The sequence below is a fragment of the Magnetofaba australis IT-1 genome (assembly GCF_002109495.1).
In the GTDB taxonomy this organism is placed as follows: Bacteria; Pseudomonadota; Magnetococcia; order Magnetococcales; family Magnetococcaceae; genus Magnetofaba; species Magnetofaba australis.
Genome location: NZ_LVJN01000018.1, coordinates 110,026 through 125,049, shown reverse-complemented (window position 1 = coordinate 125,049; position 15,024 = coordinate 110,026). Strand labels below are relative to the sequence as shown.

Genomic DNA, 15,024 nt, shown 5'->3' with positions numbered 1-15,024 from the left:
AAGAGGATCCACTTTTTACCCCACTGACCTTTTTGCGTCAACAGGTTTTTTTCATTTTTTCTTATTTCCTCAAAATGCTCCCAGCTCTGGGAGAATACAGAGCCATGCTGAAATGCCGCCTAACCGCCGTCGTTTTCGACACGAGGGTCAGACGTTTCGGCGTTTTGGCGCACAAACCGCAACAAAAGCGATTTCCCGAGCTTGACACCTCCCCAGCAGTGGTGTTAAATGCGTGTTCGTTTCGCAACGGAGAGATGGCCGAGCGGCTGAAGGCGGCACCCTGCTAAGGTGTTATACTCTAACGGGTATCGAGGGTTCGAATCCCTCTCTCTCCGCCACTTTTTTCCCAGTTTCACCGACGCACAAAGCCGCCCGATTTCCTCCCCCCGCTTTTGAGAGATTCGGCATGTTGCGATTTTTTGGCGCCATTCTCTTCCTCCTGTTGTGTGCGGCAGGCTTGGCGTACTCCACGCTCTACATGCCCAATCCTGAGCAATCCCCACGCTATTTGATCATTGAAGCATCCAAGGCCGAACGTCTGCCTCTGGCGCCCCATGTGCGCGAACGCCATGCGCGCCCCACCGATGAGATGCGCGACGGCAGCCAGGGGCGTCATTTACGCTTCCGCGTGCTGGATAAACGCACCCTGCGCGTACATGCGCTCACCGTGCGCGTCGGCGAATCCGTCACTGGCCCCTGGGGCGGCGAAATCAAACCCACCGCTTTCGTCTCCGACCTGCAAATTCGCTCAGGCGATGCCGTGCATGGCCCTGACGGCCTGGTCAACCCCGCCGTATGGCTGGAATTGACCGACGCCGAGCGCAAACCACTGCACGAAGGCTGGCTGTTCGCTCGCGACAACGCCCAGACCGCCTGGGACAACCATCGCTTCGATTTGACCTTCCTCGGCTTGGAACTGCCGCCGCCAGTGGAGGCGGACAAAGACGCTGCCGAGAGCTAAACCGCGCATGCCCGCGCAACACGCCCCTTTTCTGGACACCGATTCGGCCTGGGCCCTGCTCAGCGTCATCCAAGGACACAGCCGCGGCGCAGCAGGCGAGATTCCTGTGGGCGCCCTGATTTCCGATGCGGCGGGACGCTGGATCAGCAGTGGCGGCAATCGCGCCATTAGCGCCCACGATCCTGTGGCCCATGCGGAGATCATCGCTTTGCGCATCGCCGGACGCCGCCTGCGCAACTACCGTCTCAACGATTGCCATCTCTGGGTCAGCCTGAGCCCCTGCCCCATCTGCGCCGCTGCCTGCGCCGAAGCGCGCATCGCCTCCATTCACAGCGCCGCCCCCCGCCTGCAAGCGCACGCGCCCCAGAGCGCGCAACAGACGCAAAGCGCCGATGACAACCCGGTGAACGCGCTATCGGCGCGCTGGTTGCGTTTTTTCTTTGCGCCCCGGCGATGAACATGCTTTAATTCCCCGCTCTTCGCCGAGTATGTTGGCGACGATTTGGAGAGATGACCGAGTGGTTGAAGGTGCACGCCTGGAAAGCGTGTGTGTCCTAACCGGGCACCGAGGGTTCGAATCCCTCTCTCTCCGCCATCTTACAAATGACAAAAGCCCCGCGCACCACATGGTGCGCGGGGTCTTTTTTTTTTCGCTCCGCCCCTGCCGCCGGACGCAATCACGTCGTTTCACAGCGCACCGCCCCCATGGGATCCTCGCAGACAAGTCGATCCAGCGCTTGCGAAATATTTCCAGCGCCCCTTTATTCCAACCAAGCTTTCAGGGATCATGCTTACATCCATAGAAAGATGAGGCCCGGAGAGGGTCCGCCACCGCGTCGGGAGCGCCGTTCATGAAGGTCGAAAAAATCTGGTTTCAGGAGAAGCGCCTGGTTCCGCAACTGCAGCCCAATGTGGATGAGAGCGTCAAGAAACGCCTGCGACTGCTGCGCAAGGCGATGCTCACCGCGCTGACCCGACAACGCTTCGTCACCTTCTCCAAACAGCGTTTGTTCTACTACGATAACCAGCTCAACTGCCTGTGGCTGGTGTATCAGTTCCATGGCCGCCCCGACGAGATGTTCCGCTACGTCTCCAAACTGCGCGTCTACGCCTTCAATCACTGGGAGGTGCCGGATATCGATCAGTTGCGCTCCATCGCTCGCGAACCGCTGTTTCTGGAGCGTATCAATCTGAAGAAGGACGCCACCGTCCTCTCCAGCACCCCCTCCACCGACGGCTTGGGCTATCAGACCGTCACCCTGGGCCACATCGGCCAGAGCGGCGCCTCCCAGGAGATGCAGACCATCATCCCGGTGCACCGCGTCAGCCAACGCGACATCTTCGGCTTCATCGTCGCCAACTCGCTGATTCCCGACGGCATTGAAGGGGTGGAGGACAAGCTGCAGGACCTCTACGACCTCACCGTGGAGATGTCGGCCAAGAGCGACCCCAACGCCGCCCCCTCCATCAATGCGCTGCAACACGCCCTGCTGGAGTCGGACTTTGTGCGCGCGCGCCTGCCGGTGGTGGAGAGCGCCGCGTTGACCGATATGGGCAAAGGGTTGTGGGAGCTGTATCACACCAAGGCCCCCAGCGGCGCCGGTTGGCGCCAGGTGGAGCTGCCGGAGGCGTGGGAGGCGCGCAACCCCGAACAGGACGTGCGCGATGGCGTGGTGGCCATCGACTTCGGCACCAGCTCCACCGTGGTGGCGTGCCGCGAGCACGGCAAGACCAGTCTGCTGCGCGTGGGCATGACCGACTTCTTCCAGAAGCCCACGCCGCAGGACTATCAAAACCCCACGGTGTTGCAGTTCATTAATCTGCCCGGCCTGTTGTCGGCTTGGAACAGCGAAGCCTATCAACCCCTCACCCGCTGGGACGATTTCCACTTCTCCCACCAGGCCCTGGAGGAGCTGCGCGCCAACGCCGCCGACCAACAGGTGGTGGGCAGCGTATTGACCGCCATTAAACAGTGGCCTCTGCGCGCCGAAGATCCCAGCGCGCCGCTGCGCATCACCGACCAGACCAGCGGCTATGACCTGACCATTCACCCCGGCATCGCCCCCATGCCCGCGCCGCAGCAGGCGATCACGGTGAGCGAGGATGATCCGTTCGACCCCATTGAGCTCTATGCCTATTACTTGGGGCTGTTCATCAACCATCGCGCCAATGGTCTGTTCCTCGAATACTACATGACCTTTCCCATCACCTATCCGCGCGAGGCCAAGCACCGCATCTTGAGCGCATTTGCCCGCGGTCTGCAACGCAGCCTGCCGCTGTCCCTCATCGGCTCGCCCAGCATGCACCGCTTCTCCGTGCGCGAAGAGGCCTCCGAGCCCGCCGCCTACGCCGCCTGCGCCCTCACCGAACTGCATGTGGAGCCCACCGACAAAGGCGCCGCCTACGCAGTGTTCGATTTCGGCGGCGGCACCACCGACTTCGATTTCGGCATCTACCGCCTGCCCAACGCCGAGCAGGAGGAGCAGGGCTACGAGCACGTCATCAAGCACTTCGGCGCCAGCGGCGACGTCTATCTGGGCGGCGAGAACCTGGTGGCGCATCTGGCCTACCAGACCTTTTTGCAGAATCTGGAAGGCTGCCGCGAACACAAAATCCCCTTCACCTGCCCCATGGAAGCGGAGATGTTCCCCGGCCATGAGCTGTTTGTGGAGAGCTCCCACGTGGCGCAGACCAACACCGCTCTGGTGATGGGCGCGGTGCGTAAATTCTGGGAGGACTTCCAGTGGGATCTCACCGATGAGGCCCTGGCGCAAAAGGTCTCCACCACCGACGGCAAACAGCGCAACCGTCGCCGCACCGACCTGATCGGCGACGCCATCTCCCAAGCCATCGTCAGCGTTGATTTCGATATCGACCCCAAGACCCAGAGCCTGTTTGCCGAAAATCAATACGCTGAATTCGACCTGGAGCTGCTGGATCGCGACAAACAGAAGGTGGCGGTGCACTTCAAGGTGGACCGCAACCAGCTCAACCTCTACCTGACCCAGCGCGTGGGCAAGGGCATTCTGCGCTTCTTCATCGCCCTGAAAGAGGCGTTTGAGGCGCGCGACCACCACCCCGAAGAGGTGCACATCCTACAAGCGGGCAACTCCTGCCGTTCGCTGCTGGTGCAGGCGCTGTTCACCACCTTCCTGCAGAGCAAGATGATGCGCTGGGAGCCGCCGCCCAGTGGCGGGCCGCGCAATCCGGTGCTCGAAGAGATCCAGAAGGCCGCGCCGTTCCTGCGCTTTATCGTGCACCGACCGCCCATGGGCGACCCCAACAACCCCTATAAGCCCACCGCCAAGACCGGGGTGGCCATCGGCCTGCTCAAACTGATCCCCGGCGAGCCGCTGCTGGCGTTGGGACCCAATGACGAAACCGCACAGGGGGAAGCGCCCTTCCGCCTGTTTGTGGGCTCCTATAAGAAGTCCAAATTCACCCCGGCGCTGAAGCAGAACAGCCCCTACGCCGAGTGGCGTGAATTGGGCGCGCCCACCCGCGGCGTGTTCAATCTGGTCTACACCACCTCGCCCCAAGGCGGCATCGGTGGGTTGGAGCGCGGCTCCCAGGAGTTGATGGAGTACGCCCTGCGCTTTGACCCTGGCGTGGAGGGCAAGAAGGTTTTTGTGCGCGCACTCTCCCCCTATCAGGTGGAAACCTGTTTGGCGGAGGACTTGGCGCAGATTCTCAAACGTCCGGAAGAGATCACCTATCAACAGACCTTGAGTCTGCGCAGCATTTGATCGCACGCATGAGCCCGCGCGCGCCTGCAAACCCTATTGAAACTGGACGGAGCAGGGGCGCGGCGGCGCCATCGCGCTGCAGATTTCTGCGGGCCCGCCGTGCAACGCGCGGTCAAACGGTTGAATCCAAGCCTCATTTCAGCCACAATCGGGCGTCTACGTTACAACATGTTGCGCGCGCTTCATCGCGATCGCGCGCAACTTCTCCGCCCCTTGTGATCACGAACTCCCCTGAGTTGCATGCAGCGGATGTCGCCGCGACACCGCGCCCATAACGCGCCTAACGTGAGCCGACATCGCCGATCAACGCCAGAATTGAGCGAGCATCCCATGTCCGACACCTCCCCGGATTTCTTTCACACCGCCACCGCGATTCAACAAGATGGCGTCATCACGGCGGAAGAGGCGCAACAACTGCGCGCGGCGCTGGGCGATACCGCCCCCACCGAAGCCCACGCCAAGGCGCTCTACACCATCAACGACGCGGTGCGCTTTGCCAAGAATGCGCCAGGTTGGCAGTCGGTGTATGTGGAGTTGCTCAGCGAGTATCTGCTCAATCGCGCTGAACCGATGGGCGCGCTGAGCCCGGCCGACGCCGAAGAGGTCCTCACTGTCTGGCGCGCGGCGATCAATCTGGAGATCCCCGCCGACGCCAAGGCGGCGCCGGACGCCAATGAGTTCGCCCTCTTGCTGCACCTCTATCTGCAGTCCACCACCTCGCCGCAGGCGTTCCAGCAGACGATTCTACAGCAGATCAAAACCGAGGTGCTGGGGGATGGGCAGATCGATGAGATGGAGATCAATCTGATCGAGAAGGTTCTCGGCAAAGGGCGCACCGATAGGCGCATCGGCCCCATGGAGGCCAAGCTGATTCTGGAGATCAACGCCCAACAGGCGGACAAACCCGACAACGCCGCCTGGAGCAAGTTTTACGCGCAATCCGCCGGTAGCTTCATCGATCAAACCCGCGTGGTGAGCGATGAGATCAACTCCATGGACCTGGAGTGCGAACGCTTTGCCGACAAGCTCAAGGATCTGCTGGCAGACGACAGCGAAGCGGCCAAGCAGTTGGCGGGCATCACCGACCAGATTCACGCCGCCACCGAGCGCATGCGCCGCTGTCTGGCGCAAAGCCGGGAGATCATGCAGGTCTCCCACACCTATCTGGGGCAGACGCTGGAGGAGCTACGCCGGGTTAAGCTCGAGAGTCTCACCGACCCCCTCACCCGCATCGCCAACCGCCGCGCCTTCGCCGACTATCTGCAACGGGAACTGGACCGCACCGCCCGTTACCATCGCCCGCTCTCCATGGTGCTGTTCGATCTGGATCACTTCAAGAAGGTCAACGACACCTATGGCCACCCGGTGGGTGACCGCGTGTTGATGATGGTGGCCGATGCGGTGAGCCACACCATTCGCGATGAGGACTTCTTCGCCCGCTATGGCGGCGAGGAGTTCGCGGTGCTGCTGCCGGAGACGGCGCGGGACAACGCCATGGAGATGGCGGAGAAGGTGCGCGCCACGGTGGAGGCGCTGGAGATTCCCCTGAATGACGGCCAGACGCTGAAGATCACCACCAGCCTGGGGGTGGGTTGGCTCGCCCCCAACGCGCCGGTCCCCACGCCGGTGAACTTCACCGATAACGCCGACCAGGCGCTCTATGTAGCCAAGGAGTCGGGGCGCAATCGCGTCACCGCAGCAGACAAGCCCGCCGCCTGATGACTCGCATCACGCCGCGCAACCGGGCGCTCAGATGAGGAATTGATTGCCCACCCGTTCGCGGCCAATGGTGGTGCTGGGCCCATGGCCCGGATGGCACGCCACCGTATCGGGCAGCGTCATCAACTTCTCTTCAATGGAACGGATGAGCTGGGCGTGATTGCCCCCCGGCAGGTCCGTGCGCCCCACCGAGCCGGCGAACAGGGTGTCGCCGGTGGCCATCTCATCGCCCCAGCGCAGACACACCCCGCCCGGCGTATGGCCGGGGGTATGCAGCACGTCGATCTCAACGCGCGACAGCAGCAGGGTCTGCCCATCGGTCAACTCATGATGCACCACGGGCAGGTCGCCAAACGGCAAGCCCCAACGCGCCGCATGCTTGGCCGCCCCCGCCACCAGCGCATGATCCGCCGCATGCAGCCAGAATTCGCAGCCGAGCTTTTTCTGCAGCGCGCTGACCGCGCCGATATGGTCGAAGTGGCCATGGGTGTTGACGATATGCAGCGCGCGTAGCTTCATGCGCTCGAGCAGCGCCAGGATCAGCTCGGCGTCGCCGCCGGGGTCGATGATCACCGCCTCGCCGCTATCGGAATCGCCAAGAATGTGGCAGTTCACCTGTAGAGGACCGGTTTCCAGGGATTGATGCAGCAGCATGGTGCGGATTCCATTTTCAATATCGGGTCAAAAAGACAGCTTATCAGTGTGAAAGCTTTGGCGCGCGCTGTCCAGTCTCAATTGCGCGCGGGTTCCTGATCCCAGGGCAGCGCCTGCGCCGCACGCACATCCTTAATCCGAAACTGCAACCGCTCCTGGCCGCGCCAGTGGTCTACGGAGAGCGTCCCGGCCACGTCCCACGCCCCCTGATTGGAGAGCAGCGCATCGGCCACCGGGCCGGGCGCCACGCCAAATCCGATCGCCTCCACCCCGGCGCCGCCATCGGGCCGCACCAGTTGACACGCCACATGCCGCCCCTTGATCAAGCGACCATTCCAGGCGCTCACCCCGGGCAACACCAGCACCGGCTCCGGGTTGCCCATGCCAAACGGGGCGAACTGCTGCAATTGCGCCGCCAGACCGAGCTGCGCCAACTCCACCGGCAGCGGCGCATCCACCGCTAGACGCGGCGTGAACGCCGCCTCCGGCAACTCCGCCAAGGCGGTGAAAAAGGTCTCGGTAAACGCAGCGATGTTCTCTGCTTGAATGGTGACGCCGCACGCCGCCTTATGCCCGCCATAGTGATCCAGATACTCGGCGCAGCGGTCCACCGCCGCCAGCAGATCGACCCCGGGAACCGTACGCCCGGAGCCTTTGCCGACGCCGTCGTCATCGATAGAGATCACCAGCGCCGGACGATGAAAACGATCCACCAACCGCGAGGCCACAATCCCCACCACACCAGGGTGCCAACCAGGACTGCTCACCACGATGCCGCGCGCACGCTCCAACTGGCCGGAGCCCTCCACTTGGGCCACCGCTTGGGCGACCATCTCCTTTTCAATAGATTGTCGCGCCTGATTGGAGGCGTCCAGCTCGGCGGCGATGCGACGCGCTTCCGCCAGATCTTCTGTACTCAGCAACTGATGCCCCAACTCGCCGCGTCCCAACCGCCCCCCAGCGTTGATGCGTGGGCCAATCTGAAACCCCACCTGGGAGCAGCGCACGCCGCGATGGTCAACCTTCAGCTCCGCCGCCTCCATCAGCGCGGCGATGCCTGCATTCTCTTTTTGCGCAGTCACGCGCAATCCGGCGGAGACCAGCGCCCGATTGATGCCGGTGATAGCGGCCACATCGGCCACCGTGCCCACCGCCACCAGATCCAGTAACGGCTTGAGCGGCGGCTCCGGGCGCGTCTGGGTAAACCAGCCCCGTTCACGCAGGGCGCGGTTGAGCCCCATGGCCAGATAGAACGCCACCCCCACCCCCGCCAACTGTTTGTGCGGAAAGGTCTCATCCAAGCGGTTGGGGTTGATCACCGCCAATGCTGCGGGCAACGCCTCACGCGCCTGATGGTGGTCGGTGACGATCACCCCCAGTCCCGCATCCTGCGCCGCCTCCAACGCCTCGAATGCGGTGATGCCGCAATCCACGGTAATCACCAGACGCAGCCCCTCCTCCGCCAGCTTGCGCATAGCGTCGGGGTTGGGGCCATAGCCTTCGCTCAAGCGGTCGGGGATATACACCCGAACCGCCAGCCCCAAGGCGCGAAAATAGCGCGTCAGCAGCGCTGAGGAGGTGGCGCCATCCACATCATAGTCGCCAAACACGCCGATACGCTCACCCGCCTCCACCGCCTCTACCAAGCGCGCAATGGCTGCGTCCATATCGCGCAGACTCAGCGGATCCGGCAACTCCTTCAAACGCGGCTGTAAAAACGCCCGCGCCGCCCCGGGAGAGTCCAACTCCCGCGCAGCCAACAGCGGCGCAATGATCTCCGGCAACCCCAGATGACGCGCAGTCTGCGCATGCTCTGCGCGCGCCAACGCTCGCGGGGTCCATAAACATCCCGTCAGGGAGAGAACATCCTGTGGCATATCTCGTTGCGCTCCAATCCTCAAAACTGCAAAAGCGCTCCAGCCTGATCCTGCAAAAGCGTTGCCTGGGCCCAGATTTGGGCTGATTTCGGCATTACAATTGCGTCCGTGTTCAAAAGGAGCGACATTCTGTCATTTGCATTACATTTACATTTCCCAATCCATTCTCATTGCTCACACCGCCCATTTTGATAGCCTGATAAACGCCTTTGTAAAGGCTCTGCGCAAAAACAGGAAGCGCTTGATCTCACTGATCACAACCCATACCGCGCCATGCCAATTTTTATGCAAAAAAGCCGTTTATTTCTATCAATCCATCCTTGCAATTCCCGTCACAGCATGGTCAAATGCCCACCAATGGGGCAAGGAGTGTTGGGGGACCTATTCGTTAATTATATTGTGACGTCGCCCAAAGACACTAAATCACTATCTCGTATCGCTTGTAAGGAGCCAAACAGATGAGCAAACATGTTAACGCCATCCGAAGCCGCTTTGAAAAGGGCTTCACCCTGATGGAAATGGCCATCGTGCTGGTCGTCATCGGCCTGATCCTCGGCGCCGTCTCCATCGGTAAAGACCTGCAACGTAACTCCGAATACCGCAAAATCACCAACAAGTTCATCGGCCAGTGGGCGCAAGCCTACGGTCAGTACTACGAGCGCACCGGTGTTGTGGTTGGTGACAACGTGGACAGCCCCAGCGGTAAAACCTCCGCCTCCCAGTCCGCCATGGTCTCCAGCTTCGAGAACCTGGGCATCAAAGTGCCTCGCGGTCAGTCCGGCACCCATGAGTACCAGTACCTGTACTTCAACTCGCAGGGCGAGCCGGTCACTCTGGAAGTCATCTTCGAGCACCAAGCCACCTCCTCCAACACCGCTGGCGGCACCTTGGTGGGCAACCTGATGCGTATCCAGGGCGTTGCTCCCGCTCTGTACTCCGCTCTGGACTCCTCCATCGACGGTCTGGTCCAGTATGCTGACGGCGTGTTCCGTTGCGAACTCAACCTGAACGCTGGCTCCACCGGCAACAACCAAACCGCCACCGACACCGGGCAAGGCGATGAAGCCGACGACGTGTCCACCACCACCTGCTGGTGGAAAATGCAGCAGTAATCTGACTGACCTGATCAGTTAGACGCAACACAAGAAGGGCCCCAGAATTTTCTGGGGCCCTTCTCTTTTGTTCAGCCTCAATCACACACTCTGACGCCTCCACACACCGCTGCGCGCATCTCCGTCGCGCCAACGCCTCGCCACTTAACTCTCTCTCCCAAAACCACGACTGACAGAGACGCGCAGAGGACGCCAAAGACCGCGTCTGCAAGAGAGATTTTTGCGCCGATGCGCTCTTTCTCAGTTCACTCAAGCAGTGACGTCGCGCTTGCCATACGTTGAATTCTGACAAAAAAAATCCCGCTCCAGTTTGCTGGAGCGTGATCAGAAATCGCTGTTGGCAGGTTCGTTGAACGCAGCCTAGCCAACCGGGTTAATGCATCACCTCACGCGAGGAGTCGACACCATGCTCCAGGGAGCCTTCTGCGCTGACCACCGGGGCATAGGCGTTACGCTGATGATAGGCGCGGAATTTCTCCGCCTCTTGCGCGCCCATATACTTAATCAACGTTTTCGGCTCGGTCTCCAACAGATCGACAAAGATCAAGCCGTCCAGAACATTGCTGAAAGCCGGGTCGATGTTGAACCCGGCCAGTTTGCCGCCCAGTTTCAGATATTGACGCAACAACACGGGAATCCCTTTGCCATCCTGCTCAATGGCGGTGACCACGCCGGACAGATCATCCAGATCACCCAACACACTGATGGCGGCGGGATCCACAATCCCTTTCACCCCTTTCAAGCGAAACGGCTTACGCGCCTTGATTAAACTGCGCGGCTGACCCAGGGTGCTGTTCCACTGCAGATAGTTAACGATCAACTCCCGCGACATGGGTGCGTACTCTGTGGTGATGCTCACCGGGCCAAACAGATAGCGATACTGCGGGTGTGCGGCCACATAGCGGCCGATCCCCTTCCACAACAGCATTAGCGGCGCATAGCTGCGTTGATACTCCGGACGCACGAAAGAGCGCCCCATCTCCAACGCAGGCCCCAAGGATTTCAGGAACCGTTTTTTGAATTTGAACAGCGTGCTGGTGTAGAGACGGCGCTTGCCGCCGCGCACGGCAATCAGTTCATCCAGCCGCCCCATGCGATAGGCCCCGACCACCTCACGCTTGTCGTCATTCCACACAAACAGATGCACGTAGTCGGCGTCAAAGCGGTCCAGATCAATGGAGAGTCCCGTGCCTTCCCCGACCTGGCGGAAGGTGACCTCGCGCAAGCGACCAATCTCTTGCAACAGCATCGGAATCTGTGCGGCATCAGCAAAGACCACACGCTGCGCGCCATTGCGAATCAGAGTGTTCTCTTCTGGCAGAGCGTTCACCTCATGCAGCAGAATCTCCGGATCCACCGCGGCGATGATGGGCTCGTGGGCCACATTCGCCTTACGCCCTTTTTTCAGCGCGCCCAGGTATTTTGGCTCCGCCACCCCGCGCTCATCGGCATCCAGCAAATAGGTGCGCAAACGCAGATAGCGGGTCGCCTCATCGTCATTGGCGTAGCGCGCCAAGCGCGTCGCCGGGATGGGCGCGCCAATGCGCAACGGAATCTCTTTATCGCCTTTATTGAGCATTTCGCGCGGCAGCAGCGCAGTGCGCAAACGGGGGTGAACCAACCCAGCCAACTGGAACAGTGGACCATTGGCGCCTTGGATCAAAATCGGCAGCACAGCAGCCCCGGTTTTGCGCGCCAAGCGCGCGGCGCCCACATCCCATTGCGGGTCGGAAACGCGCAGCGGTTTGAGCTGTAGATGGGAGACCTCCCCAGCCGGGAAGATCACCAGCATACCGCCCCCCTTAAGCCAACGCAGCGCCTCTTTGACCCCCTTTGTATTCTGTTTGACCGCCTCTTTGCCGCCAAATGGATTCACGGAGATCAGATAGTCCTGAAATTCAGGCAGGGCATTGAGAAACGAGTTGGCGAGAAACTTCACATCGGGACGCACGGCGCGCAGCAATACGGTCAGCAACAGCCCCTCAATGCCCCCGTAAGGGTGGTTGGCCACCACCACCACCGCGCCTTCACGCGGGATGCGCGCCAACTCCCCCTCACGTGTTTTGACCGATTTGGTCAACGCCTTGAGCGCCTTTTCCAGAAACTCTTCCGGCTGCGCGCTCTTGAGCAACTCGTGCCGTTTACGCTCGAACTTATTGATGGCCAGAATCGGCCCCAATGTTTTGGCCAGCCCCTTTGCCAGGGGTTTGGCCATCTTCTTACTCAATAGAGTATCCAGCGCGGTCAAGTCGCTCCCTTGCCCACTCTCCTCGTGCATTGTTCTTCTCCTGGTTATCTTTATGGCTGACAAAGGAGACGCAGCGCTGGAGGATTCTTACGATCCTCACGGCGCGCAATCCCAGCAGCATGTTGATAGCCCAGAGAGATGAATATGTGGTTGCGGGTTTTCGCATGATTTATGACAAGGTGGCAAACATCCTGTCTTGGTCCGCTCGCCGACCGACATCGACAGCATAAATATTCGCATATCCCAATCGCCAAATCTCTTCGTATTTGAGTTCGAATAAGTGTGACCACAGCTCCTTCAATGGCGATCCACTCTACGAACAAATGGGCGGATGATCATCCCATCATTGCTTCTTTTGCGCTCATCATGGCATTTCTTCGATCCCTATCAGAAAAGTGTCCTCTGTGCGAAAAAAGCACAGCACAGACAGAAACCCGACATCTTTATACTCTAACACCAGCTTTACTGAATAACATTTTAATACATACTTTCAATTGCTTGAGTGATTTATATCGCGCATTTTCGCGGCTTTGACGTTTTTTTTCATTTGCACGCAACAAGCGCTAAATATGTTCAACAGGCCACTGCCAGAGCGGCAATCCACGCACAGCGCAAGAATTTATTGCACATTTCTCCCAATATCATGTATATTTCTGTGCGAACCCGATTCTTGCGCACCACGCCGTATGAAGGTTTCGCCAGCAACCGGGACAAAACATAATAATATATTTCTGCGCGCATACTGCGCAGTAAATTCGACCACAGCACACACTCAAGACCGATCTTTATGAGTCTGGAAATCAAAGATATTTCGCAACTGCCAGAGCAGTATGCGAACCCGCTTCGCCAGTTCGCCGAGCGCCTCCGCGAGGCCATTGGCAACGAGAGCGTGCGCGGATTTGCACGCGAGTGCGGACTTTCTGAGGGCGTTCTGCGCAACTATCTTCGTGGCAGCACCTACCCCACTTTGGACCGCCTCGCCGCCATCGCCGCCGCCGCCAACGTGGATCTCTCCTGGCTCGCCACCGGAATTGGCGACTCCAGCCCACAAGCGGTCATCAGCGCGCCAGGCGGCGGCCTGCCGGACTATCCGGAGATCAATGCGGTGATGACGTTCCAAGCTTTGGCGGAACTGGAGAGCTATCTGGTGGAGAACGGCCTGGAGTTGGCGGCGGAGAAGAAGGCCGACACCCTGCGTCTGATGCTGGAGATGAACGTGGATCGCACCCGCGGCCAGGAGAACAAAGAGCCCAACGCCCCCGCCCTGGACCCGGCCATTATCAAACGGGTGCTCAAGCTGGTGTCGTAACCCTTCGCCGTATCACGCCCCTCTCTTCAGAGATTATCCAGCGCGCGAATGAGTGCGAGGAAATCGGCGGGCGGCGGCGTTTCAAAACGCAGCGCCTCCCTGCTTATGGGGTGGGTGAAACCCAGAACAGCGGCGTGCAGCGCTTGATGCGCAAACGCCTCAAGCGCCTCACGACTTGCATCGGGCCACGCTTTGGGCGCATGAAACGGACGCCCATAGAGCGAGTCGCCCAGCAGCGGATGGCCAATATGCGCCATGTGCACGCGAATCTGATGGGTGCGCCCGCTCTCCAGCTTGCACTGAATCAAACTCAGCCGCTCCCATGCTTTCAGGGTTTTATAGCGCGTGGCGGCGAACTTCCCCCCCGCCACCACCGCCATTTTCTTGCGCTGTACCGGGTGCCGTCCGATGGGCGCCTCCACCCGACCGCGCGCCGGTTGCGGCGCCCCCTGCACAATCGCCACATAAAAGCGCGTGAGCGTGCGCTGCTCGAACTGCTTGGCCAACCCCACATGGGCGGCGTCGTGCTTGGCCGCCACCATCACGCCGCTGGTCTCTTTATCCAAGCGGTGGACGATGCCCGGACGCACCGTACCGCCTATTCCCGATAGCCCACCATAGGGGTTATCCGGCGCGCCGCAGTGATGCAATAGCGCATTGACCAACGTTCCCTGGTTGATCCCCGCACCCGGATGCGTCACCATGCCGACGGGTTTGTTGATGACGATCAAATCATCATCTTCATACAGCACATCCAGAGGGATCGCTTCGGGCTCGAAGCGGCAGGGTTCCGGCGGCGGCAGTTCGACGCGCGCGTGCTGTCCGGCTTGGACTTTATGCGAGGCGGAAGTGATGGTCTGACCATTCAGAGCCACCCGCCCTTGTGTGATCAAGCGCTGTAAAGCGGCGCGACTGAGCTCCAGCGGCAACAGCAGCAGCGCCTTGTCCAGGCGCAGCCCTTGCGCCGCTGGCGGCAACGGCGCGGACACAACACGCACATCAGACGACTCCGCCGACTGCGCGTCGTCTTCATCGGCCTCCCACGGCGGGAGATCATCGGCGTCTGAGGAGCCGCTCATATGGATCTGAAGTTCATCAAGGGGTTTGTCATCATCGGCGGCATGGCGTTGATCATCGGCTCCACCCTGTTGATTATCAAAATGACCAACAAGGCGCGCTCCTCGGCTCCGCCCACCCAAAGCGCCGCGCCGCTGCCCACCGCTGATGTGGCGGTCTCCCTGCCGCATCAAGCCGAAGTGACGCAGATCGCCAGCCATGCGGGCGGCATCGACCTACTGGTGCGCCTGCCAGACGGCGAACGCTATGTGCAGCGGCTCAACGCCGCCGGACAGCCAGTGGGACGCCTGCGCTTCGTCTCCCAGCCCTGAAACGGAGCGC

The 15,024-nt window shown here is 60.6% G+C and carries 11 protein-coding genes and 2 tRNA genes; 9 read left to right on the top strand and 4 right to left on the bottom strand.

Annotated features, from left to right (window positions below; genetic code table 11):
• Positions 1-248: 248 nt before the first annotated feature.
• The 6 genes from MAIT1_RS06780 to MAIT1_RS06755 all read left to right on the top strand — a co-directional run bounded on the left by MAIT1_RS06780 (position 249) and on the right by MAIT1_RS06755 (position 6,426).
• Positions 249-338, top strand: a tRNA-Ser gene (locus tag MAIT1_RS06780).
• 68 nt (positions 339-406) lie between these two features.
• A complete protein-coding gene (locus MAIT1_RS06775) occupies positions 407-961 on the top strand; it encodes a hypothetical protein (protein ID WP_085441535.1) in 555 nt (184 codons plus the stop codon).
• A gap of 7 nt (positions 962-968) precedes the next feature.
• The gene (locus MAIT1_RS06770) at positions 969-1,418 is read left to right on the top strand and encodes a nucleoside deaminase (protein ID WP_085441534.1); all 450 of its coding nucleotides are present in this window, start codon (positions 969-971) and stop codon (positions 1,416-1,418) included.
• Between the two features lie 47 nt (positions 1,419-1,465).
• Positions 1,466-1,556, top strand: a tRNA-Ser gene (locus MAIT1_RS06765).
• A gap of 256 nt (positions 1,557-1,812) precedes the next feature.
• A complete protein-coding gene (locus tag MAIT1_RS06760) occupies positions 1,813-4,707 on the top strand; it encodes an acetate and sugar kinases/Hsc70/actin family protein (protein ID WP_085441533.1) in 2,895 nt (964 codons plus the stop codon).
• A 330-nt stretch (positions 4,708-5,037) separates the two neighbouring features.
• Complete coding sequence (locus MAIT1_RS06755; RefSeq protein WP_158089353.1) at positions 5,038-6,426, top strand: GGDEF domain-containing protein; 1,389 nt, start codon at positions 5,038-5,040, stop codon at positions 6,424-6,426.
• Between the two features lie 30 nt (positions 6,427-6,456).
• Here MAIT1_RS06755 and MAIT1_RS06750 read toward each other — a convergent pair whose 3' ends face one another.
• Positions 6,457-7,080, bottom strand: coding sequence for an MBL fold metallo-hydrolase (locus tag MAIT1_RS06750; RefSeq protein ID WP_198947819.1), 624 nt, complete (start codon positions 7,078-7,080; stop codon positions 6,457-6,459).
• A 77-nt stretch (positions 7,081-7,157) separates the two neighbouring features.
• Positions 7,158-8,957: a single-stranded-DNA-specific exonuclease RecJ gene (recJ, locus tag MAIT1_RS06745; RefSeq protein ID WP_085441531.1), complete on the bottom strand. Its 1,800-nt coding sequence runs from the start codon at positions 8,955-8,957 to the stop codon at positions 7,158-7,160.
• 458 nt (positions 8,958-9,415) lie between these two features.
• On the opposite strand from recJ, the gene MAIT1_RS06740 reads away from it, so the two are divergent.
• Positions 9,416-10,069: a type II secretion system protein gene (locus MAIT1_RS06740; RefSeq protein WP_085441530.1), complete on the top strand. Its 654-nt coding sequence runs from the start codon at positions 9,416-9,418 to the stop codon at positions 10,067-10,069.
• A gap of 373 nt (positions 10,070-10,442) precedes the next feature.
• On the opposite strand, the gene MAIT1_RS06735 is transcribed toward MAIT1_RS06740, so the two are convergent.
• Positions 10,443-12,347, bottom strand: a complete 1,905-nt coding sequence (locus MAIT1_RS06735) for a lysophospholipid acyltransferase family protein (protein WP_085441529.1) — start codon at positions 12,345-12,347, stop codon at positions 10,443-10,445.
• A 757-nt stretch (positions 12,348-13,104) separates the two neighbouring features.
• Between MAIT1_RS06735 and MAIT1_RS06730 the strand changes: the two genes are divergently transcribed.
• Complete coding sequence (locus tag MAIT1_RS06730) at positions 13,105-13,626, top strand: helix-turn-helix domain-containing protein (protein ID WP_085441528.1); 522 nt, start codon at positions 13,105-13,107, stop codon at positions 13,624-13,626.
• Between the two features lie 26 nt (positions 13,627-13,652).
• Here the strand turns inward: MAIT1_RS06730 and MAIT1_RS06725 are convergent, their stop codons facing one another.
• The gene (locus MAIT1_RS06725; RefSeq protein ID WP_085441527.1) at positions 13,653-14,705 is read right to left on the bottom strand and encodes an RluA family pseudouridine synthase; all 1,053 of its coding nucleotides are present in this window, start codon (positions 14,703-14,705) and stop codon (positions 13,653-13,655) included.
• Between MAIT1_RS06725 and MAIT1_RS06720 the strand changes: the two genes are divergently transcribed.
• Positions 14,706-15,014 carry a hypothetical protein gene (locus MAIT1_RS06720; protein ID WP_085441526.1) on the top strand — a complete coding sequence of 103 codons (309 nt, stop codon included), beginning with the start codon at positions 14,706-14,708 and terminating at the stop codon, positions 15,012-15,014.
• The last annotated feature ends 10 nt before the right edge of the window (positions 15,015-15,024 follow it).